Annotated in this window: 17 protein-coding genes; 10 read left to right on the top strand and 7 right to left on the bottom strand. The window is 61.6% G+C overall.

Features of this window, described 5'->3' with window-relative positions; genetic code table 11:
* Positions 1 to 237 precede the first annotated feature (237 nt).
* Entirely contained in the window at positions 238 to 522 is a 285-nt protein-coding gene (locus NLK60_RS11930; protein ID WP_254807999.1) for a winged helix-turn-helix transcriptional regulator, read from the top strand.
* Between the two features lie 249 nt (positions 523 to 771).
* Positions 772 to 1167, top strand: a complete 396-nt coding sequence (locus NLK60_RS11925; protein WP_254807998.1) for a hypothetical protein — start codon at positions 772 to 774, stop codon at positions 1165 to 1167.
* 197 nt (positions 1168 to 1364) lie between these two features.
* Here NLK60_RS11925 and NLK60_RS11920 read toward each other — a convergent pair whose 3' ends face one another.
* From NLK60_RS11920 to NLK60_RS11905, 4 genes are all read right to left on the bottom strand, one after another.
* Positions 1365 to 2918, bottom strand: a complete 1554-nt coding sequence (locus NLK60_RS11920; protein ID WP_254807997.1) for a carboxypeptidase M32 — start codon at positions 2916 to 2918, stop codon at positions 1365 to 1367.
* 184 nt (positions 2919 to 3102) lie between these two features.
* Entirely contained in the window at positions 3103 to 4629 is a 1527-nt protein-coding gene (locus NLK60_RS11915; RefSeq protein WP_254807996.1) for a carboxypeptidase M32, read from the bottom strand.
* Between the two features lie 358 nt (positions 4630 to 4987).
* The gene (locus tag NLK60_RS11910; protein ID WP_254807995.1) at positions 4988 to 5350 is read right to left on the bottom strand and encodes a hypothetical protein; all 363 of its coding nucleotides are present in this window, start codon (positions 5348 to 5350) and stop codon (positions 4988 to 4990) included.
* Positions 5351 to 5473: 123 nt separating this feature from the next.
* Positions 5474 to 6100, bottom strand: a complete 627-nt coding sequence (locus NLK60_RS11905; protein ID WP_254807994.1) for a helix-turn-helix domain-containing protein — start codon at positions 6098 to 6100, stop codon at positions 5474 to 5476.
* Positions 6101 to 6409: 309 nt separating this feature from the next.
* Between NLK60_RS11905 and NLK60_RS11900 the strand changes: the two genes are divergently transcribed.
* The 7 genes from NLK60_RS11900 (at position 6410) to NLK60_RS11870 (ending at position 15127) form a co-directional block, all read left to right on the top strand.
* The gene (locus NLK60_RS11900) at positions 6410 to 8929 is read left to right on the top strand and encodes an efflux RND transporter permease subunit (protein WP_254807993.1); all 2520 of its coding nucleotides are present in this window, start codon (positions 6410 to 6412) and stop codon (positions 8927 to 8929) included.
* Positions 8930 to 9065: 136 nt separating this feature from the next.
* Entirely contained in the window at positions 9066 to 10667 is a 1602-nt protein-coding gene (locus NLK60_RS11895; protein WP_254807992.1) for an ethylbenzene dehydrogenase-related protein, read from the top strand.
* 171 nt (positions 10668 to 10838) lie between these two features.
* On the top strand, positions 10839 to 12002 hold the full coding sequence (locus tag NLK60_RS11890; RefSeq protein ID WP_254807991.1) for a 4Fe-4S ferredoxin N-terminal domain-containing protein: 1164 nt from the start codon (positions 10839 to 10841) through the stop codon (positions 12000 to 12002).
* Positions 12002 to 13312, top strand: coding sequence for an NrfD/PsrC family molybdoenzyme membrane anchor subunit (gene nrfD / locus NLK60_RS11885; protein WP_254807990.1), 1311 nt, complete (start codon positions 12002 to 12004; stop codon positions 13310 to 13312). Before NLK60_RS11890 ends, nrfD begins: the two co-directional genes overlap by 1 nt.
* Positions 13309 to 13512 (top strand): hypothetical protein, encoded by a 204-nt coding sequence (locus tag NLK60_RS11880; protein WP_254807989.1) that lies wholly within the window; start codon positions 13309 to 13311, stop codon positions 13510 to 13512. The genes nrfD and NLK60_RS11880 overlap by 4 nt, the downstream gene beginning before the upstream one ends.
* 54 nt (positions 13513 to 13566) lie before the next feature.
* Positions 13567 to 13938: a hypothetical protein gene (locus tag NLK60_RS11875; protein WP_254807988.1), complete on the top strand. Its 372-nt coding sequence runs from the start codon at positions 13567 to 13569 to the stop codon at positions 13936 to 13938.
* Between the two features lie 133 nt (positions 13939 to 14071).
* A complete protein-coding gene (locus NLK60_RS11870) occupies positions 14072 to 15127 on the top strand; it encodes an Mrp/NBP35 family ATP-binding protein (protein WP_254807987.1) in 1056 nt (351 codons plus the stop codon).
* 206 nt (positions 15128 to 15333) lie between these two features.
* Here the strand turns inward: NLK60_RS11870 and NLK60_RS11865 are convergent, their stop codons facing one another.
* On the bottom strand, positions 15334 to 16557 hold the full coding sequence (locus NLK60_RS11865; RefSeq protein ID WP_254807986.1) for a M20 family metallopeptidase: 1224 nt from the start codon (positions 16555 to 16557) through the stop codon (positions 15334 to 15336).
* 72 nt (positions 16558 to 16629) lie between these two features.
* On the opposite strand from NLK60_RS11865, the gene NLK60_RS11860 reads away from it, so the two are divergent.
* On the top strand, positions 16630 to 19776 hold the full coding sequence (locus NLK60_RS11860) for a tetratricopeptide repeat protein (RefSeq protein ID WP_254807985.1): 3147 nt from the start codon (positions 16630 to 16632) through the stop codon (positions 19774 to 19776).
* 30 nt (positions 19777 to 19806) lie between these two features.
* On the opposite strand, the gene NLK60_RS11855 is transcribed toward NLK60_RS11860, so the two are convergent.
* On the bottom strand, positions 19807 to 20910 hold the full coding sequence (locus NLK60_RS11855; protein WP_254807984.1) for an ATP-binding protein: 1104 nt from the start codon (positions 20908 to 20910) through the stop codon (positions 19807 to 19809).
* A gap of 169 nt (positions 20911 to 21079) precedes the next feature.
* Complete coding sequence (locus NLK60_RS11850) at positions 21080 to 22708, bottom strand: globin-coupled sensor protein (protein ID WP_254807983.1); 1629 nt, start codon at positions 22706 to 22708, stop codon at positions 21080 to 21082.
* Positions 22709 to 22780: the final 72 nt, after the last annotated feature.

The raw sequence follows: 22780 nt of genomic DNA, 5'->3' as shown, positions 1-22780 counted from the left end.
TGGTGGAGTCGCGTCCCGGGTTGGGTATTGACATGGAAAAATCCGCCCGTTATGGTCGAATGCAGCTCCGGCCAACGACAAGCTGTACAAAAACTGACTGACCAGTCAATTTTTTGCTTCACGGTAGCCAGTGGCCTCCTATCGACAATTTACAACACAACGTTCGCGGATCAAAGTCGCGATTGGCAACCCAGTAAGGCTCAACTTTTATACCCCTGGCGGCTTTCGTTTCGTAATATGGTAGAGACTGACGGGGAAGAAATCACTGACTTGCCCCCAAGCGCGAAACTCGTCTTCAAGGTACTCGAGTACGACGGCCCGCTCACCCAGAAACAGATCGTCGAAGAATCCATGCTCTCGGCCCGAACGGTCCGATACGCCCTCGAGCGACTGAACGACATCGGCATCGTCGACGAAGACATCTACTTCGCTGACGCGCGCCAGAGCCTGTATCGCATCCGAGAACCGGTTGCTGCAGACGGCGGAAAGGGCGGGAACAAAGACGCCTGCTGTGCGGAGTGAACTCGCTCGAGTGACACGGTTCGAGTCGTAGACGATTCTCACGATTCATCGGGACTATTCTCGCCACGCTTCGCCGAGGGTCGACTCCGTAGTGAGCACTCGAGACAGAAACGACAGCACACCCACACACCAACTGGAATTATTCTTGCTAAGACGACGACACGGCATCGGGACACCCCTTCGAAATCGGTTTCAGACACCTCGAGAGTCAGTCGAAACTGTATTTTGCCGGGGTGACCCACTGTCTGTATGGACAAAGATTCGTTGCCTCAGTGGGCGTGGTTGTTGCTCTCGCTCATGGCCGCTGCCGTGTTCGCCAACGCAATCGCACTAGGGTTCGGTGTCTCCGAAGACTGGCAGATCGCCGTCGTCGTCACGGTCATGTCGCCCGTGCTCATCTACGTGGGTGTCTGGTACGAAGAAGAACGCCAACACTACTGGGAGCAAGCACGAGCGAAAATCGTCGGCGACCTCCTGTTTTTACTCACTGGAGCAGCGATCGGTTCGGGTATCGCTATCGCGCTAACGCTCGACCTTATCGGGACGCGAATCGTCCGTGACATTATCGCAATGATCGGCGGCTTCCTCGCCGGTTGGCTCCTCTTCTGGTGGCGGAATCCAGGGCTGTATCGACCGACCGAGTGAGCGGGTGCCGTGGCCAGCCTCGAGCCTGCACCGGTCACTGGACAAAATCGAGCAGTTCGACACTCGAGTGATGATTCGTCAGCGGACACAGTACAGTCACTCGAGTGGACGGATTAGTACTCCGGCCAGCGTCGATTGATGCGGGAAACCGGACACCCGCAATCGATTTCATTCATCCGTTCAGGTTTGGGAAGCCACTAGAGGCTGTACAGGTCGGTAAACTTCTCGTCGACGTACTCGAGGAAGTACTTCGCAGTCAGCGGTTCGCCCGTCGCAACTTCGATCAGTTCCTCGGTTGGATAGCGCTGGCCGTGACGGTGGACGTTCTCGGTCATCCACTCGCGAAGCGGGTCGAACTCGCCTTCGCGGATGAGGTCGTCCACGTCGGCGTCGAGATCCTCACGCATCGCCGCATCGAGTTGGGCCGCGAGTACGCTGCCGACGGTGTACCCCTGGAACCCGGCGAAACCGTACGACCAGTGGGTGTCCTGTAGACAGCCGTCGGTGTCCGTCTCCGGGCGGACGCCGAGGTAGGACTCCATCTTGTCGTTCCACACCTGCGGAATCTCCGAAACCTCGAGGTCGCCTTCGACGAACGCCCGGTCGATCTCACACCGGAGGATAATGTGGAGGTGGTAGGTGAGTTCGTCCGCCTCGACTCGAATGCGGTTGTCGGGGTAGATCCGGTTGGCCGCCGCGTACGCCTCCTCGACGGTCACGTCCTCGAGGTGGGGGAAGTGTGTTTTGACCGTCGGTAAGAACAGTTCCCAGAACGCCTTCGTTCGGCCGACGTGATTCTCCCAGAAGCGCGACTGGGACTCGTGGACTCCAGAGGAGCGAGAGGCTCCGAGTGGCGTGCCGTACTGGTCTTTTCGGAGGCCGAGCTGGTAGGTGGCGTGGCCGAACTCGTGAATGGTGGCCGTGAGCGCATCCAGCGGGTCGTCCTCCCTGAACCGCGTCGTGATCCGGGCGTCGAACTGGTTGCCCGACATGAACGGATGGGGAGCCGTATCGAGACGGCCGTGTGCTCGGTCGTATCCAAGCACGTCGAGTGCGGCCTCCGAGAGCTCCATCTGCGTTTCCTCGTCGTAGGTGTGGCCCGAAAACGGGGTCGGGAGGTCGCGGCCGTGTTCCTGAATTTCGGTAATGAGCGGCACCAGATGGTCGCGCAACTCGTCGAAAATTCGTTCGACCGTCTCGAGAGGCAGATACGGCTGGCTGTCCTCGTACAGCACGCGATAGGGGTTCTCGGCCGGGTCGATGGCGGCCGCCCGTTCGCGATGGAGGTCGATCAGTTCCTCGAGCGCCGGGGCAAATTGCGAGAAATCGTCGGCCGCTTTCGCTTCCTGCCAGGTCTGTTGGGTCTGGGTCTGGTGGGCCGTCAGCCGTTCGACCAGTTCGGCTGGAACGTCGACTGCCCGGGAGTACTCGTGACGAAGCTCCCTGACGACCGCCGCCTGTTCGTCGGTCAGTTCGTGGCTAGAAGCCGTTTCCGGCCCCCCGACACCACCCGTCTCGAGTGTCTCGAGCCACGCACCGACGTCGTCGTCGACCAACAGTTCGTGGGCCATCGACGATAACGTCGATAGCTGACCGGCTCGAGCCGGCGTTCCCCCTTCGGGCATCATCACGCGCTGGTCCCACCCCAGTACCATCGACGCCATCCGGACGTTCGTCAGCTTCTCCGACCGCTCGATCAGCCGCTCGTAAGCGTCCGGAACGTCAGTGGCAGCCTCGTCAACAGTTGCCATGTTTCGTCTCGAAATGCCCACGGAACCGTCCTAAATGTTTGGGCCACCGACAGCTCTCTCGGAGTGCTGTCGAACCTGGGGCGCGATGCTCGATCGGCGTTCGGGAACGATGGCCGCCGACGAGACGTACAATCAGCAGGTCCTCGAGTCACGAACCGTCGAAAAGAAGGAGCCGCTGCTCGGCTCAGTACGCCTCGAGGTCGTACAGCTCGCCGTATTTCGTTGTCGCGTAGTCGATGAAGTACTCGGCCGTATAGGCTTCACCGGTGGCGTGTTCGACCAGTTCGGGCGTCGTGTAGCGTTTGCCGTGGGCGTGAATCGCCTCGCGCAGCCAGCTATTCAGATCCTCGAACTCGCCGGCTCGAGTGCGTTCCTCGAGGTCGCCAAGTTCGGCCTCGGCGGCCGCGTAGAATTGTGCCGCCAGTACCGAGCCGAGCGAGTACGTCGGGAAGTAGCCGAAAGAGCCGTGGGACCAGTGAATGTCCTGCAGACAGCCCTCAGCGTCGGTTTCGGGGCGAACGCCCAGGTACTCCTCGTACTTGTCGTTCCAGGCTTCGGGAACGTCCGACACCTCGAGGTCGCCCGCGATGAGGTCCCGTTCGATCTCGAACCGAACGACGATGTGGAGGTGGTAGGTGAGTTCGTCCGCCTCGACGCGAATCAGGTTGTCGTCGTACACCTGATTGGCCGACTGGTAGGCCTCCTCGGCTGTCACGTCCTCGAGTTCGGGGAATCGCTCGCGAGCGATGGGCAAGAAGTGCTCCCAGAAGGGTCGGGACCGGCCGACGTGGTTCTCCCAGAGCCGCGATTGGGATTCGTGTACCGTCAGGTCTCGGGCCTCACCCAGCGGGGTGCCGTAGCCCTCGTCTGGGAGGCCGAGGGTGTAGTTCGCGTGGCCGAACTCGTGGATGGTCGAGGTGATCGACCCCAGCAGATCGGACTCGTCGAAGCGGGTGGTCACCCGGGCGTCGAACTGCGTGCCAGAGGAGAACGGATGGGGCGCGGTGTCGAGACGGCCGCGATCCCAGTCGTAGCCCAGCGAGTCGAGGACGTCGCGGGCGAGTGCCTCCTGGTCGTCGTCGTCGAACTCGCCGGCGAAGGCGTCCGTCTCGATCTCCGCGTCGCTCTCGTCGATGGCCTCGATCAGGGGGACGAGTTCGTCGCGCAGTCGCTCGAGGACGCGCTCGGCCGTCTCGAGGTCGAGGTAGGGTTCGTACTCCGCAAAGAGGACCGCGTAGGGGTCGGCGTCGGGGTCGACGTGGGTTGCGTACTCGCGCTTGAGCTCGACCAGTTTCTCGAGGGTGGGCTCGAAGATCGAGAAGTCGTCCGCCTCGCGGGCCTCCATCCAGGTCGGGTGGGCGTTCGAGGTCGTCTCCGAGATCTCCTCGACGAGGTCCTGAGGGACGCTCGTTGCGCGGTCGTACTGGCGACGAACTTCGCGGACGACGGCGGCCTGTTCGCCCTCGAGGTCGGCCGCCTCGAGTTCGTCGAGCAGTTCACCCGTCCGTTCGTCGGTCAGCAGTTCGTGGCTGAGCGAGGAGAGTGTCGAGAGCTGTTTCGCCCGGGCGGGCGTCCCACCCTCGGGCATGATGACCTCCTGGTCCCAGCGGAGGATGCCGGCGGCGTTACCCACGTTCGCGATGCGTTCGATCCGCGTCTCGAGTTCGTCGTAGGCCTCGAGATCGGCCTCGGTTTCCTGTCCAGTTGCCATACCCGTACACTTCTTGGGCCCGCGGTAAGAGCGTCGTGGTTCCGGTGACGTCACCGATCTAACGGGTGAGACCGTGTCGAAGGTGGACGAGCTCCACGCTTCGAAAGACAGTCCGCTCAACTACGTAGGTTGCTTGGTTACCATAGAACCCACCACAGCTTCTTGAGCAACTGGCAGGTAGCCGAGTCGGCCATCGGTGTGTCACTGGTTGCAGGTGTGACGACGGGCGAATCGATTCGGATCCCGCAACGCGGTTTGCGAGCGAACCTCAACAGACCACTAACCGGAATCGGAGACCGTCGACGACACAGACAGCTCCGTCCTCACCGAGAGTGCAGGGCGAACAGGGCGGGGGAGTTCACGACTTATCAACGACTGGGTCTAAATGTTGTCCCTGCGCAGCCGAGTGGTCGCCGTCGAGCGGAATTGCGCTCTGTTCCCAGAGCGTCCCCGATAGCCCCGTGCTCACCTCGTGGAGCGTCTGGGTGGCTTTGGTATGCACTTCGCTTTCGATAAACCTCGACCACTCCTCGAGCGACTGAAACCCGAACCGGAACCTGATCTCTGGCGACAGGCCGTTTCGGTTGTGCTGGACGGTAAACGATCCCACAGCCTGATGGCTTACCCACTGGATGGCGTTCCGTGAGAGCCAGCGCTCGTAGGCCGCTCGAGACGACCGAACGATGTCGAATTCGATTTCGTACGTGTATTCTGTGTCCATATTGAACTCCGTTTGCGTGGCTTTTGCAGAGGTGACCCCACAGTCGGTGCTGCGTGTGATAGGTATACGCACATCTCCGACTTCGGTGTGTAGCTCAATAGTTCAGTATTTTAAATGCACCCGTCACCGAAATGCCGAGACAGCGAGTTTCGATTCGACAGCAGAAAGGCGCTGTGACATGGCCGATTTCGAGATTCCAGCCGCAGCCGCGAGTTCACCCACGGTTGCCTCCCGAGGCGTTTCGTAGTAGCCAGCGGCGACGGCGTTGGCCGCGGCTTCACGTTGTTTGTCAGTTAAGTCATACAGCTCGAGAACAACTTTGTTCGACCGTTCGGTTCCGTCGCCGTCGATGCGGGTGAGTCGACGCAGTGAGACACCCGCAGTCGCGTGTTTGAGGCCATCGATCAGTGCGGTGAGTCGCTCTCGGTTGGGGAGATAGGTCTCGACAATGAGGGAATCGGCACCGTACTCGGTAATATGGGGGATACAGTCGAACTCGACGAACACCGGACAGTGACAGCTCGCATCGAGTGCCTTCTTCGAGTGAACGATATCGGTTTCGTCGTCGTTCTGGACGGTCGTGTCCGTATGACAATCGTCACCAACCAACTGTTGGTTGATGGATTCGACGCTGCCATCGAGGTCGTCGATTGGGCAACTCACCGAGTCTGCAGGAGTGATCTCGAATTCGGCGTATAGCCGATGAGTTTCGACCGCTCTACTCGGCTGGTCATCACTCATATCGCCCATATCGTGTCGTTTCACGCCACGTCTACATAGCTGTTGGGCCTCTATACTGGTCTGTAAGAATGGATGAGGTCGCTACAACAGGGGACCTGACGCAGAGCAACCTCAGTGACGGAGACGGCTGGGATAACGGAAGGACTCACTGCCGAGGTCGGGGTTTTCGGCCTGCGACGTGGGTGAAACCTATCCCAGAGGGGGTGTTTCGGAGTTACACTGTCGACGCATCATCGTGGGATTGAACGTCGCGCTTACATACGTCTCGAGTAAATACGTGTTGTCGAGGCCGCTCGCTGCGATACCACCGACCCCAGTATGACACCGCCAACTGCAGGTGACCGGGCCCAACCCACGCGGGTCTCCGTGCTGTTCGAGCGGCGACGCCGACTGCTACTGGCGCTGTTAGTTGTCGTAACCATCGTCGTCGGTAGTGGTCTCGTGTTCGGCTCGGGGGGCGGCTTTGAGGTTGCAACGTTCGGGGTTACGTCCCCGGAACACCAGGCACTCGAGTCGAGCAGTGACCGGTTCGACCGGGAGACACGGCCAGTCTCACAGGTCGTTATTCGGTCCGAGTCGACCGATACAGCCTCGAAACCAGTGCTGTTGGAGACGCTCAGACTCCAACAGGAACTCCGCACAGACCCGACTGTGAACGAGACACTCGTAGAGAGCCAACCGACAGTCGGAGTTGGGAATGCGGTCGCGCTGGCGTCGGATCCGCGGATGGCGTTCGGTGATGAAACAGACGCTGAAACGAAGTATCGAACGCTCGAGGGACGTACCGACGAGCAGGTCGAAGCCGCACTCGGGGTCGCCCTCAGAAGCGACGATCTGTCGCCGCCCGGTCAGCCACCAGTATCCGCACTGCTCCCGCGGGGGTACGAGGCCGGCGAGCACGCCGACGCGCAACTGATCGTCGTGGTTCACGACAGCGAAGCAACCGACACGGAGTTGCTGGCAGCCCAACAGGCGATCGAATCGACCACGGAATCGCACATGGAGGCGTTCGACGTCGACTCATTCGTATTCAGCGAGCAGCTTGTTTTCGATCGGAGCGGCCAGGCGACCGCGGAGAGCATGCTGCTTGTCGGCCCACTGATCGTGCTCGTCGTGGTCGGCCTGTTGGCGTTGAGCTACCGGGATCCACTCGATGTGGTCCTGGGGTGTATGGGAATCGGCATCGTCTTCGTCTGGTTGGGCGGTTCGATGGCCTGGCTCGGGCAGTCGTTCAACCAGTTGTTGATAGCCGTCCCGTGTCTGTTGGTCGGACTGGGCGTCGATTACGCGCTCCACGTGGTGATGCGATACCGGGAGTCCCGATCGGCCCACCCGGAGTGGCCTTCCGAGATGGCAATGGCTGCCGGGATCACCGGCGTGGTAATCGCGCTCGGAACGACGACACTGACGACTGCGACCGGATTTGTAGTGGGCGTTGTCAGCCCAATCGAGATCCTGCGCGTGTTCGGGCTGGCTGCGGCTATCGGCATCGGATCGTCGTTTGTCGTGTTTGCGCTGTTTATTCCGGCACTCAGAATCGAAATCGAGACGCTACTCGGTCGGTCCGAGCGGCCGGCACAGCCGCCAGCCACCGTTGGCTCACTCGCCAATATTCGTCGGCTGCTCAACGCTGTCGGGTCCGTTGGAATTCGGCAACCGCTGCTCATCGTTGGGGTGGCAATGCTGGTGGCAACCGGCGGCATGATGGGTGTAACTGCCGTCGAGACGTCGACCGACCGAACCGAGTTCTTACCCGAAGAAGGGGCCGCCTGGATGGAACCGCTTCCGGAGGCACTCCAGCCGGAATCCGCCGGGGTCAGGGAGCACGCACAGTTTTTGGAGACGACGTTCGAGCCGTCGTCGGATCGGCAGGTCGAGATACTGATCGAGGGGAATGTCACAGCCGACTCCGTCGGTCCGACACTCGACGGGGCACACGAGCAGGCAGCCGACCAGCCCACAACCGTCCGATCACCCACGGACGAACCGCGAATCGAGACGCCGCTCACGACTATCGAGCGAGTCGCCGCCGGCAACGAAACCGTCGCCACCCTGTCCAACGAAAGCGACAGCACGGGTGATGGTGTGCCCGATCAGAACCTGACGGCCCTGTTCGACGCCGCCTACGCCGCTGACGAAGCCGCGGCGAGCGAAACGATCCACCGCACCGACCAGGGCGAGTACGATGCCGTTCGGCTGACCATCGTGGTGGACGACACTGCCGACGCTGCCGACGTCCATGCTGACGCCGAGTCCACGGCAGCACTCGTCGATTCGGACCCGAATCTTCGGGCCACGCCGACCGGCGAACCAGTGATCGAGGCCGTCGAACAGCGGGCGATCCTCGAGACCGTGCTCACCACGTTCGTGCTCGCACTTGCGGTAATTACCGTGCTACTGGTCGGCGTGTTCCGCCTCCGCCACCGCTCGTGGGTGCTTGGACTGGTGGCGATCATGCCGGTGCTGTTGGCCATCGCGTGGCTCTTTGGGACGCTCTCGTTGCTGTCGATCCCGTTCAATGCCGAGACTGCACTCATCGTTGCCATCGCAATCGGGTTGGGAACCGACTATACGGTTCATCTCACCGAGCGGTTCGCGACCGAACGCCGGGAGCATGGCCGTCGCCGGGCACTGCACTTGGCAATCACCGAAACGGGTGGGGCCGTGCTCGCCAGCGGGCTGACGACGATCGCTGGCTTCGGGTTACTCATGTTGACGGTCATCCCCTCGTTACAACGGTTCGGCTTCGTGACTGCAGTCGTGACCAGCTATGCACTCCTCGCGACGCTCGTCGTGCTTCCAGCGCTGTTAACGCTCTGGGATCGACACTGGCGGTGAACGCCGACCGGGCGGACGGCTTTGGGAACCTGTTCGTCACCCCCGAACTGACCAATGTAAACCGTGCTCAGTAATATAAATACCTGTATTGTGAAGAAATGATTAATTGCGATGGGAGTGGCTACGTTCACCTGTTATGGCTAACGATAGCGACGAAGCGCTACCACTCGACGACGAGGAGGTAGCCGAAATCGAGGAGGAGCTAAACGGGACATTCACTATGCCCCGCGGCAGTTCCGAGACGCATCGCCGACGCCTGCTCGGCGCGATTGCCGGCGCTGGGACGGTCGCCGTGGCTGGCTGTCTGGGACTGTTCCAGGAGCCGGATGGTCGAGAAGAGACCGACGATCCCGGAGCTGACGATGACGAGCCCGCGGACGACGATGATGAGATAACCGAACGACCGGATTATACCGAAATCGATACGATGATGCCGGACTGGGTAATGAAGGATCTCGTCATCCCGCTCGATACCCAGATCGCGTACAACGACGAGCAGATCTTTTTCAATTTCACGTGGGAGTGGGACGTGCCAAACGGTTGGTTCCATGATCTATTCGTCTACGAAGATGATGAGTGGGTTCGATACGGCGAGCCAAATCCTGGAGTCGCAGACCCCGATTACGGAGTCGGTGATATCTTCAGCGGCTTCACTGAAGATCGGCTCTCGTTTATGATCGACGACGGGAGCGTCGAAGGGTTCGAAAATTTCGGTGGATGGCTAACTATTCACGAAGGGACGCGGACATTGCCCGGTGCAGTCGAGGGTGAAGAAGTCGAAGATCACCCACACCACGGCGACATTCTCGAAAACGACGACGTTCGCAAGTACATTCCACAGTCTCGAAACGGTGAGTGGTGGGAAAACGACTGGGACGACGTCAAAGATCAAGAAGAACTCGACGAGATGCTGGAAAACGGCGAGTTCCTCGATATGCCGATGTTGCGAGCAGCCCGAGGTGCCCCTGGTGGGTACGCAACGACCCACTGCATTCTCGATCACCGACACGGTGCGATGGACGAACCATCGACGCGGATTCGTGACAGCCAAGATATCGTCGACGGCAACCCGGAGTTCATGTTTGACCCTGAGGTGGTCGACGGTGGAACACTTGATCTCGATGAAATCTATGAGGGCAACGTTCCGCAAACCGACACACACGGGCTTATTGAAGGCGAAAACATGGTTCCATTCGACGAGGATGAAGCCGATGTCTATGAGGGCGCCGTGATCCCACGTCGGTACAACCGCCCGGATGCGGTCGAAGGCCCTGGTGCAATCTGGCAGGTAGATGCGACGTATGAAAACGGCACGTGGACCATGGAGATGTGGCGGGATCTATCGGTTGATTTCCTCGGCGAAAAAGAGTTCGAACCAGGCGAAGTGTATGATTTCTCCCCAGCAGTCCACGGCGGCGGCGCTCAACGATGGCACTGGGTTGGGTATCCATACAAACTCGGCCTCGGCGTTGAACCAGAAGACCCTGTCCACGAGGATGCAGGTCTCGTCGCCCAAGAGGTCGACGGCCGACCTGACTGGGATGAAGTCGAGACGTATACCATTCCGCTGATGTATCCCGGACAGACCGACTGGACATGGCTCGTGAGCGATGAACACCCTCGCGTCGACGAAATTCGCAACAACGAGATCAACATCTGGGAGTACCACGACGAAGACCCCGAGGCGTTCGCCCAGCGGATGATCGACCTCGAGGAAGCGATGGCCGCCCGGAAGTAACACTCCGACGCGACTCCTTTTTTCGAGGATGCACAGCCAAGTTACCGGTACAAAGAGCCTCCCTCTCGGGGAAGCGATCGATCAGGAAGGGACTGGAATCGGACGGTCACTATATAAATTGCTGAATTATACAGCGGGGGTGATAGGCAGGTTGCGTGAGCATCTAGATGTATGAGCACATCAGATCCCCCAGACGATATCGAGAGTGAAGCCTGGGAGCAGTGGGCGACAGATGTCGTCGAGGGCACCGGATTCGATGCGGACCTCGGCGTTGGCCTCGCCCGTGACGCCCAGCGTGTCGCCAGAGGCGAGATGAGCGAAACCGAATACCAGGCCAAATACCACGACGACGTTCTCGAGGAGTTCGGTGTCGACGACCGGCCAACGGCACCGGAGCCACAAGCCGCCGACGGCTCGCCACTGCCCGGCGTGCCCGGCACTGGCAACGGCGAGCGATCCCGACGCTCCGTGATGAAAACGGCCGGTGCAGTTGGACTGGGTGCACTCGGACTGAGCGCAGTCCAGCAGTCGACCCGATCCGCCGCCACCCAGACCGGTGATGACGAGTCGGCGTCGGACGTCCAGATGGGGATGGCGATCAACACCGATCGCTGTATCGCCTGTCTGCAGTGTATGGACGCCTGTAACGAGGAAAACGGTAACCCTGCGGAGTCGCTGTGGATGGCCGTCCTCCGGTACGAGGAAGACGACTACACCGACAACGAGGAGTACCTCACTCGCCCCTGCCAGCACTGTTCGGACGCCCCGTGTGAAACGGCCTGTCCGACCAACGCGCGCTACACCCGCGAGAAAGACGGGATCGTGCTCACCGATTACGACCAGTGTACCGGCTGTCGGTACTGTGAAGTGGCCTGTCCGTACGGCGTCAACTACCTCGAGTGGGCCGAACCCGACGAGGCCAACAGCTTCGAGGGGGACACCCAGGTCGGCGATCGGACCGCCGCCGGCTCGGCCCCACAGGGGACGATGGGCAAATGTACGTTCTGTGCCCACCGCCAGGACAGCGACGACGAGGCGCTCCAGGGGACGACCGCCTGTGAGGATGTCTGTCCGGTGGATGCCATCCACTTCGGCGACATGAACGACGAATCGAGCGCGCCACGACAGCACCTGGCCAACGACATCGACGGCCAGCCGACCTACAAACTGCTCGAGGAGAAGGGAACGGAACCGAACATCGTGTACGTCGGCAACGAGCCCTCGGCGACGGCAACGCAGGTAGACGGGCCGACCGGCGAAGACGAGTTCGACCTCGTACGTGAACGACACGGACGAAACGAGATCGACCTCGGCAGCAACGAGGATGATGACTGATGGCAACAAAAACAGATGACGTTCTCGACCCAATGCGGACGATTGGCACGAAGTTCCTCGCGCTGGTCGCCGTGCTCGGTATCGCCGCACTGATAACGGTTGAAGCGATCATCCACCAGTTGCGACACGGGCTTGCCGTCACGGACCTGGCCAGCTGGGGCACCCAGGAGGGTGTCACCTGGGGACTGTACATCGGTACCTTCGAGTGGTTTGCCGGGATGGCCGTCGGCTCGATTGCGGTCGTCGGGTACGTCCGGTACCGCGAGCTGACCCGCTACGACGTCATAGCGCGAATCGGCGAGCTGTGGGGGCTCATCTCGGGGCTCTCGGCGGCCTACCTGATCGTGATCGATCTGGGTCGACCGGACCGCGTACTCAACATTCTGACTGCGTGGTTCGTCACCGTCCAGTACTCGCCGCTGGCGTGGGACGTGACGTTCGTCACTGCGCTGTTGGTGATGACCTCGACGATGCTCATCCTCTCGTTGCGTCGTGATTTCAGCGAGATGGACCGCGACAGCCTCCCGGTTTACACCGCCCTCATCGGTGAGGTGCTGACAGCCGGTTACCGCCCGGCCGAACGCGAAAAGCTCGATTCGATGCTTCGCTGGCTCGGATTGGCGCTGTTGATTCTCGCCTTCACAGGCGGGATGGTGCCCGGCTGGCTGCTTGGCGTCGTCGGCGCGCAGGCTGGCTGGTACGGCGGCATCGCTGGGGTGTCGTTCCTCGCCGGCGGGCTGTTGAGCGGCGTTGCGGTCATCGCCCTCATCGCCGGTGTCATGCGCTACGTCTACGATTGGGAAACAGTGCTGCCGACCGACGTCCTCATCGGGCTCGGAAAGGCACTCACACTGTTCGGGTTCGTCTACCTCGTGATCCTGTTCAACGAGCTCCTCCCGAGCATCTTCCCGATGGCCCCGCTTGCGGAATCGCGTGTCGGGGAGGCAATGTTATACGGCCACTTTGCGGCCGACTTCTGGCTCGCAATGGCGGCCATTGCGATTCCGGTCGTCGCGCTAGCGGTGTTCCGCGAGCGGATGCTCATCAGCGGAACCGGGCTAGCAGTCGCAAGCGTCATCATGCTCTGGGGGGTGTTCGTCAAAAAGCAGCTGACGGTCATTGAACCGCTCATGTACCCCTCGGGGCTCCCGTACGAGGTCGGCAGCTACGTCCCCACGCTCGTCGAGTGGGTGATCACGATTGGGGCGATCCTGATCGCAATCCTGTTGTTCGTGATCGCAACAAAGATCTTGCCGATGGGTGGCCCAACAGGTGGCCAACAGTCGACAACGGAGGTGAACGAACAATGACAACCGCAATCGGGATCCCCATTCTGCTTGGAATCCTGCTGTTGCCGATCTACACCGTCGTCGCCGGCTTTCTGCTCGGCGAGCCGCGGGATTTCAGAACCGCAGGCATCGGCCTCGGCGTGATGCTGGCGATGGCGATCTTCATGATCGCCTCGACCGCGATGATGGGGGTCGTCTTCGGCCGTATCACACCGTTTTGACCAACACCCCCCGTATCGTCCGTGCCGTCTCGGTTCAGCGTCGCTCACCATCGCATGGCTCGACACTCAGCTAACCCGAAGATGACGGTTGCACCAGCAGCAGACGAGGGGTCTGCACTCGAGTTGCAGGCCCACGTACAGCGGTACGTCGACGAGATCGTTGCCCGAGAGGTCGCAACTGCAGAGCAAACGTTGGCCGCACAGTCGACGCTGACAGAGGAGGAGGCTATCGTTATCAGAGCACTGGCCGACGCAATCGCGGCCGAGTTGATTACGGAACGGGTTCGGTTGGCGGTCAGTGGCGAACTCGACAGCGGTCCGTTCGAACACCCAGACGGGGAGCAATGCGAACGAATTGCCTCGCTGTTTGAGCTCGCAGCTGTCGACGGCGATGGTGAACAGTCGACAACCGCTGTCGATCAGTGAAGGAATCCGTGGGTGCGCGGTGTTTCGGCTGTGTACAGACGAGACGAACCCGCAGGTTCATCGATGACGCAGTTGACGGAGATGGAAACACCATCATTATCAGCGTCCCAGCCATCCGCTCACGCAACCGCTCATGACTGAAACACTTCGCGAGGAGCTACGCACGGTTTCGGCACCCACCCCACTCACGACACGGCCTGATGGAACCGAACTGGCAGACAACATCGTGTCACAGGGACTCGTTGGCGACATCACGGTTACCGACGTCACCGCACATATCGAACTCGCTCTGGGGGCGCCTCACTCGCCAGCCGAGACCGAACTCGTCGAGTCGGTCCGCGAAGTGATCGCGGACGCAGGCTACGAGCCGACAGTGACGGTCGACATCGATGATAAAACCCCCGCGTCCGAGGGGCCGATCGTGATCGCCGTCTCCTCCGGCAAGGGTGGCGTTGGAAAAAGCACCATCTCGACGAATCTAGCCGCGGGCATTGCCGACCGGGGGGCGGCGGTTGGGCTGTTCGACGCTGACGTCTACGGCCCGAACATTCCGCGTATGCTCGGTGTCACTGACGAGATGGTCCAACCCGGAGGCGAAAATACGATCTTACCGGTCGAAACACACGGCATACGGGTTTTGAGTGTCGGCTTCATGGTCGACGACTCGAATCCAATCGCCTGGCGTGGCCCGGTCGTCGATCGAATGCTGACCGATCTCTGGCACGACGTCGACTGGGGCGATGTCGATTATCTCGTGATCGATCTCCCACCGGGGACCGGTGATGCCCAGTTGACGATGCTCCAGCAGATGCCGGTCGTTGGATCGGTTGTCGTCACGACACCCCAGGACGTCGCCCTCGATAACGCTCGCAAGGGCATCTCACAGTTCGACCCTCACGAGGCTGAAGTGTTTGGCATCGTCGAGAACATGAGCGGGTTCGCCTGTCCGAGCTGTGGTGACCACCACGAGGTGTTCGTCGCCAGCGGTGCCACGCAGTTAGCCGAGGAGTTCGAGGTGCCCTTACTCGGTCGCATTCCGCTCGACCCGGCGATCGGCGAGAGCTGTGAAACCGGTGAGCCGATCGTCTTCGACGACACCGAGACGGCTGCCATTTTTCGGTCACTGGCTGATGATGTGCTGGATGCGGTCGGTCGGCACCGTCGACACGCTCACAGTCGTGGCCTCTAAACGAAAGGCAGCGCGAGTTCCCTGCCCTTCCGAAAACCTGCGGTTTTCGGCTTTCGCAAATCTTCGATTTGCGTCAACACCGCGCCCGAGGTTGTTTACGCTGCTTGTGCAGCCACAACTGGAGGACGATCGACGGCTCGAGTGAATCGACGTCGTCGAAAACGGCCCGTCGCTGCGCACCGCCTCGGCGAGCACGATGGTTGCCATCACGGTGAGCAAGCGCCATGGTCGTCCCTTCCCCTCGCCAGCCACTCGGTCACGAGTCGTCGATACGTCTCGAGACAGCGCTCGAGGACGGCCATCGAGACACTTTCATTTTTTGTGTGTGCCTCGCCCGGTTCGGCAGGACCACAGACCACACAGGCAGTGCCCGCTTTCGCGAGCCACCCGGCGTCCGTAGCGTGTGGTTTGGTGACGAGTTCGGGTGACCCGGACTGGGCGGCGTCGGCTGCTTCGAGCACTCTCCGGGCGAACGATTCGTCAGCACACTGCATGGGCGGCAGGTCCTGATCGACCGTCCACTCGACCCCCTCGAGAGCGGCCACGGTCTCGAGTGCGGCCCGTTCGCCCGGCACGGTGCGTTCGTCCACCGTGATCGAACACGACGCGGGGATGACGTTGATTCCCGAGCCCCCCTCGATTTCCGTCGCGACCACGCTGCCCGCGAGGGACTCCCCAGCCACCTCGACGGTCGGGACCTCGAGATCCCGGAGGACGTCGATGGCTTCGCCAGCGCGGTAAATGGCGTTCTCACCGGCTTCGGGTTCGCTGGCGTGTGCCGCAGTGCCGCGAGCCGTAATGGTACTCCCGCGACGACCGCGGTGGGCGACGGCCACGTCGGTCACGTCCGGGCCCGAGTAGTTGGTCGATCCCTCGCCGACGATAGCGCAGTCGGGGATGAACCCGTTTTCGATGGCGTGTCGAGCACCTCGCCCACCGCTCTCCTCGCCGACGAAACTCGCGAACCACAACTCGGGCGACCCCGTGTCGCCTGCGCCGGTAGAGCCCGTTCGTCCGTCAGCGGCCCCATCTCCAGTCTCGAGGTCGCAGTCTCGAAACGCGATGGCCGCGGCAGCGACTGCCCCTTTCATATCCGCCGCTCCCCGACCGAACAGCCGCCCGTCGCGTTCGGTGAGCACGTACTCGCCATCCCGAGTGACCTGTGTTTCGTCCGGTGGAACGACATCGTGGTGGCCGACGAGCGCCAGCGAGCGGCCCGAATCGGTGCCGTCGTCGGTGCTCGCATTCGTCTCGTCCAGGCGAATCGAATCCGGCCCGCCACGACGGGCGAGAACGTTCCCGGCCGCATCCCGGTGGACGACGGCGTCGGTTTCGCGCCTGAGCCACGACTCGAGAAAGTCGCCGACCGCGGTTTCGTCCTCGTGACTCGGTATCGAGACCAGGTCGCGGGTGAGTTCGCGAAGCTCCATGGTGATGGCTTCGTCGCTCGAGGAATAAATCTGCCACTAAGGTTTATGTCATTGCGTGTGTACGCTCGGTCGATGACCGAGTGCTCACTCGGCGACCTCGTCCTCATCCACCTGCTCTCTCAGTCGCCGGCGGACACCCACAGCGCCGACGCCACAACGCGTAGCCTCGCCACCGTCACCGGTCTCGGAAACACGCTCTCCGGACGCATTTCGCTCGCATCGGCACTCTCCCGCCTCGAGCGCGACGGCCTGGTTACCTCGGAGGCAACGAGCGTGACGGGAAAACGTCGATATCAACTCACAGACCACGGGCTCGAGTACGCACGCGAGTTCCGTGACCGGTTGGTGGAGACATTCGTCGTCGTCCACAGTGACGGCAAACGGCGAGAACTCCCGCTCGGGGACGTGCCCGCAACCTACGACATCTCGCTCGTCGAGGCGCTTGCAGCGCGGTCGCCGGACGGCGACATATACCTCGAGACCGACCTCGAGACGGGGCTGGTCGGGCGGACGACCGAACGTGAAACGCTCGAGTCGATGCTCGGGGCGACCGAAGAGCGTCCGCAGGTCGCCCTCATTACGGGCGAGGCTGGCACCGGGCGGACGACACTGGTGGAGTGGCTGGCACAGACTGCCGACGAGCAGGGTTTCCAAACCGCCGTGGGTCGCGCACGACGAACCGGGGGAAAACCGTATCAGCCGTTTCGAAGCGCGCTCGAAGCCGCACCGATCACCACCGACTCGTTCCCGCTCGATGACGAGGAACGCCTCGAGAACACACAGGAAGGCATGTACGATACACAACAGACCGCCCTGTACACGCGGGTGAGCGAGTGGCTCACAGACCGGGTCGACAGCCAGCCACTCTTGCTCGTCCTCGAGGACCTGCAATGGGCCGATGCAGCCACCATCAACCTGTTCGAATACCTGCTCGAGGACACGGAAATTCCAGGCCTGGTACTGGTGGCAACGTCTCGAGCGAGTGCCCATACCGAAGACGCTGCCCTCGAAGCGATTGTAACTGCTATCGAGATGGACGACAAGGCCCACTTGCTCGAACTCGGCCCGCTGGAGCGAGACGAAGTCGGCGACCTCATCGAACGACAACTCGGCCAGCGCGGCGTCCCATCGGGGTTCGTCGAAACGGTTCACGAACGGACGGGTGGGAACCCCCTGTTCGTCGTCGAAACGGTGCAAGCGCTTCGAGAGCGCGGTGCGATCGACCTGCAACGGGGAACGTTTCCCACGGCCGACCAGATCGGCGTCGCCGACGCGGTCCAGACGACCATCAGAGACCGCCTCGAGCGCCTCGACGAGGAACCACGGGCCATCCTCGAGGCAGGAGCCGTCATTGGGGACACTCTCTCACTCGATACGCTCGGCTCGGTGCTCGACGCTGATGAGGTCCCCGACACCGTCGTCGACCGACTGGTCGAGATGGGGCTCTGGCAACGAATCGGCAACGAAACCGTGCGGTATCACAGCGACGTCATCCGGAGCGTCGTGCTCGAGGAACTCGACGACGACCGACGCCGCCGATTCAGTCGTCGCGCAGGGGAAATTCTGGCGTCCGAAGACGGCGATGATGCGACGATAGCAGCTCACTACTACCACGGTGGATGCCCCAGACGAGCCGTGGACCACTGGATTGCAGCCGGTGACGAGGCGAGGACGGTGTACGCCCACGACGACGCAATCGAGCGGTACGAACGGGCGCTACAGATCGCCCACGGCCAGTCGCTCGAGGACGTCGTGCTCGACGTCCTCGAATCGCTCGGCGACATCTATTACACCCAGGGCGAATACGACCAGGCCGACAAGCATTTCCGGTACATCCGGGCCCGGACGGACGACCCCGAACGGCTGCGTCGAACCTACCGGTATCAGGCGCGAATGCGTTTTGAACAAGGTGCGTACGACGAAACCGCCGAAGCCGCCCGCGCAGGCCTCGATATCGACGGCGAGCCGGTGACCATCGAGGTCTGCTGGCTACACGATTACCTGGCCGGGTCGTACATGAAACGAGGCGAATACGAGACGGCTATCGAGGGGTTCGAAACCCAGCGCGACCTCGCCGCCCAAATCGATGCGGACGTGCTGTTGGGGCGCGCCTACCAGAACCTCGGCTCTTGCTACGCCCAAACCGGCGAGATCGAAGCCGGCGTCACGTCGCTCGAGCGAGGCGTCGCTCTGCTGGAAGCAGCCGGTGACGAGCGTGAGCTCGCCCGGAGCCTCAACGATCTCGCAATTGTCTACGACGACGCGGGTCGCCAACAGCAGGCCGAACGAACGCTCAGGCGGGGTGAACGGATCGCCAAACGCACCGACAACTTTCGCGTCCAGTTGCTCGCGCTCAACAACCTCGGCGTTTTCGCCCAGTACGACCTTCGCTGGGACGATGCAGACGAGTACTACGACGAACTCCTCGAACTCGCCGACCGACTCGACCACGACGAGTACCGTTCACTGGCGCTGGTGAACAAAGCCGGAATCGAAGCCGAACGCGGGTCGCTCCAGGCCGCCATCGACATGGTCGAACGCAGTCTCGAGTTGATCGAGAAGCTTGGACGCACCCACCAGGTCGTCCATCGGAACCAGGTGCTCGGCGGCTTCGCCCTCCTGGCCGGGAACCTCGAGCAGGCGGCGGAGTACCTCGAGTCGGGCCGAACGTTCGCCACCGAACACGAGTTTTCCGCTTCGCTGGCCGAACTGGAAAAACTCGAGGGGACCATCGCCCGCACACAGGGTGAAGCGGAGACAGCACTCGCCTGTCATCGCTCATCGCTGGAGCGAGCACTCGAGGTCGCCACACAGCTCGCTATCACGAGTCAACGGATCGAACTGGTCGAAACGCTGTGTGCGGCCGATCAGCCTGAGGAAGCGCTGGAAATGGCCGAGACAGCCGTCGACGAACTCCCGGACGGATACCGGTTGCTCGCTCTGAAAACTGATACCGCTCTCGGCGTAGCCTACCGGCACGCTGGTCACGAACAGGCACGCGAACACCTCGAGAGCGTCCTCGAGCGAGCCCAAGGCGCCTCGAACGAAGCGACACTGAAAGCGCGACGTGAACTCACAGCCCTCGCGTTCGAGAACGAACGGTTCAGGGCCGCACACGCCCACCTCGAAGCAGGGCGGACGCTCGCTCGAGAAACCGGGTTCGGCCACTATTACGAGCAGTTCGAAGCACTCGAGGCGAACTACCGAGTGCGCGAGTAACCGATCGGGCAACGGCCGCTCCGGCGGCGGCTACGTCGCCGACTCGAGGCTGACCCGGAACCGAGCCCCACCAAGTGGAGAGGATTCGACGGCGATTTCACCGCCGTACGTGTCCGCAATCCGTGTCGCGAGGTAGGTGCCGAGACCGGTCCCAGCCGCCTCACCCGCAGTTTCACCACGCTCGAGGATCGTCTCTTTGACCGCTGAATCGATGCCGACCCCGTCGTCGTCAACAGTGACGTCGACCCATCCTTCCCCGGCGTCCTCGTCGGTCCCAAGTCGAACCTGCGAGCCGTCCGAATGGACCAGCGCGTTCTCGAGTAAATTCGAGAACAGTTCCGGCAGGAGCGCACCACCACGGATCCGACAGTTGGGGGCGACGTCGACGGTGACGGCAATGTCGTGTTTTTCAGCCAGGTCGACGTGACGATTGACGCTCTCGCTGAGGACCCCCTCGAGATCGATCGGCTCGACCGCCTCCTCGGCTTCCACTCGGTTGAGCGTCCGAACCTTCCGCACCAGGTCGATGGCTTCGTCCACACCCCCGGTCGCATACGAGAGGTACTCACGCTGCTGGTCGGTCAGCGACGTCTCGCCGAGTAACTCGAGATAGCCGTCGGTCACGGTGAGTTTGTTTCCGAGGTCGTGGCGCAACAGCGAGTGAAGGAACGCCGCACGCTCTTCGGCCTCGGTTCGTTGTGAGATGTCCGTTGCGACACAGACGATGCCGTCGATCGCGCCATCGTCACTCTGGAGGACTGACGCTGATAAACTCGTCCGGACCGGCTCACCCGAAGCTGTCTCGAGAACCGTCTCGAACTCTGTCACCCGCCCGTGGGCGAGCAACTGCTCGACGAGTCCGCCACCGTTCGGTCCCGCGCCGTCGACTCCCTCGCTTGCGAGAATGTAATCGATCGGCTGTCCCTCGAGCGATGCGGGTTCGTAGCCGAGCACGTCGGAAACGGCCGCATTGGCCAGCAGAATCCGACCATCAGGCCCGATTTTGAGGAGGACGTCGACCATCGTGTTCATCACGTTCTCGAGGTCGGCCGTCCGCTGACGGACGCGTTCGGCGAGTTCCTCCCTCGAGAGGATGGTGAGTTCGTCGCCCTCGGAGAATCCGGTATCGTCCATCTGTACCCGATTTCGGACCGAGAGCAGTTAAATCCGATTGCCCCCTCCCGTCCGATAAGAACGACCGGCAGCTTCCGTTCCTCGAGGGAACGCGATCGCGTTTGCCTACGCTTTCAGGCGTGAAAACACACTGCAGGCGGAAAACGATGCACTCCTCCGATACTCCCAATCAGTGTCGATCGGACATGGAGGGCTGGTCCGTTTCCTCCTCGGTAACGAGTCGGTCGACGGCTGCCGAGATTTCGCCGACGCTCGCGGTCTGTTCTTCGGTTGCAGCAGCCACCGAACTCGCCGAGTCGGCGATTTGATCGGCTGCCTCGGCTGCCTCGCTCACGGTATCCGCCGCCCGTTCGACGTTCGTCGCCTGCTGGTTCGTCGCCACGGCCACGTCGTCCATCCCGGCAACCGTTCCCCTGGCCGAGTCGTGTATACCCTCGAGCTGCGTTACGGTGTCACGGACCTGCGTCGTACCACGGTCGACCGCCCCGACGGTCTCGTCGGTCGTCTCGAGCGTTCGCTCGGTCTGTTCACGGATATCCTCGAGACTCGCTTCGATGGCCTCGAGATCGCGTCGTGACTGCCGGGCAAACGACGACACCTCTTCGGCGATGACTTCCATCGCACCACTCCCGCTCCCGCTTCGACGAGCCTCGACCCCGGCATTGGTCGCGAGCATCGACGTGCGTTCGGCGAGCGAATCGATGCGTCGGACGATAGAATCGATCTCTTCGACCCGTTGTTCGAGCGTGCTGGCAGCCGTGGCAACGCTTTCGGTCGCCGTCTCGATGGTTTCGAGGGCGTCGCTCGCATCGTCCGCCGATTCTCGGGCCCGTTCGACGCGTGCTTCGGTTTGCACGCTCTGTTTTCGAACCTCGTCTGCGGTGGCCGCGATTTCTTCGACGGCAGCACTCACGTCAGTGATTTCTTCGGCCGCGGTCTCCAGGTTCCCCTGCTGGGTGTCGGTCAGTTCGGTGATCTGGACAGCCTGATCGGCGACAGCCTCGCTCGTCGTCTGGAGTTCGTCGATCGGCGTCTGAACGTCGGCTTCGACGGCCGCAGCAAGCCGTTTGCGGCGCTCGATCTGCTCTTCGAGGCGCTGAGCGTAGGAGTCGACGTACGTGTCGGTCGCGACCTGCAAATCGAGATTGATGATTTTGAGCAACGCGAGGACGTCGGCCATTCCGTCGTCGATAGCCTCACGGACGACCCGCTCGAACGACTCCTCGAGGCCGTCCTCGTCTCCCGTCTCACCGAATCCGAACGCTTCGACGAACCGGCCAAAACTGCCCCCGTCGGCTTCTTGCTCGTCGGCCCAGGTTTCGATGGCGTCGATGACCTGTTCCTGTACCCGGTCGTTGACCTCGTCGAACAACAGGTCGTAGTAGACGCCGTACTGGCCCACGTAGTGTTTCAGCGGCATCTCGAGCAGTTCGTGCAGTTTCCCGATTCGGGCGCGGTTTTTGAAATACGCCTCGTCGTATTCACCATCAGCGAGCGAAACCAGATACGCCTGCTGGGTCATCTTCAGCGCGTCGACGCCTTTCGGCGAGCGGTCGATGACGTCCATCGTCTGCTCGTGGGCGAGCAAATTGTCGTAGAAGTCGTCGGCGATCGTCTCACGGTTGCGCTGGAGCAGTGATTCGAGGTCCTGCAGTCGGCGTTCGTCCTCACTATCGAAGCCGATGAACGATTTTCGCCAGGCGATTTCCTCGTTATCGAGGCCGATTCGGTCGACCAGGTCGTCGGTGTCGACGAGCGTATTGAGTTTTCCACGCCCGAACTGCGTCTCCGGATTCATATCGTGTCTCGAGGTAGTCGAATTTGAAAATAAGCACCCATCGGTTATTCCCACTATCGTAGAATCACCGCA

Origin of the sequence: Natronosalvus amylolyticus, assembly GCF_024298845.1 — an archaeon.
Lineage (GTDB): Archaea > Halobacteriota > Halobacteria > Halobacteriales > Natrialbaceae > Natronosalvus > Natronosalvus amylolyticus.
This window is presented reverse-complemented; position numbering and strand designations above follow the sequence as displayed.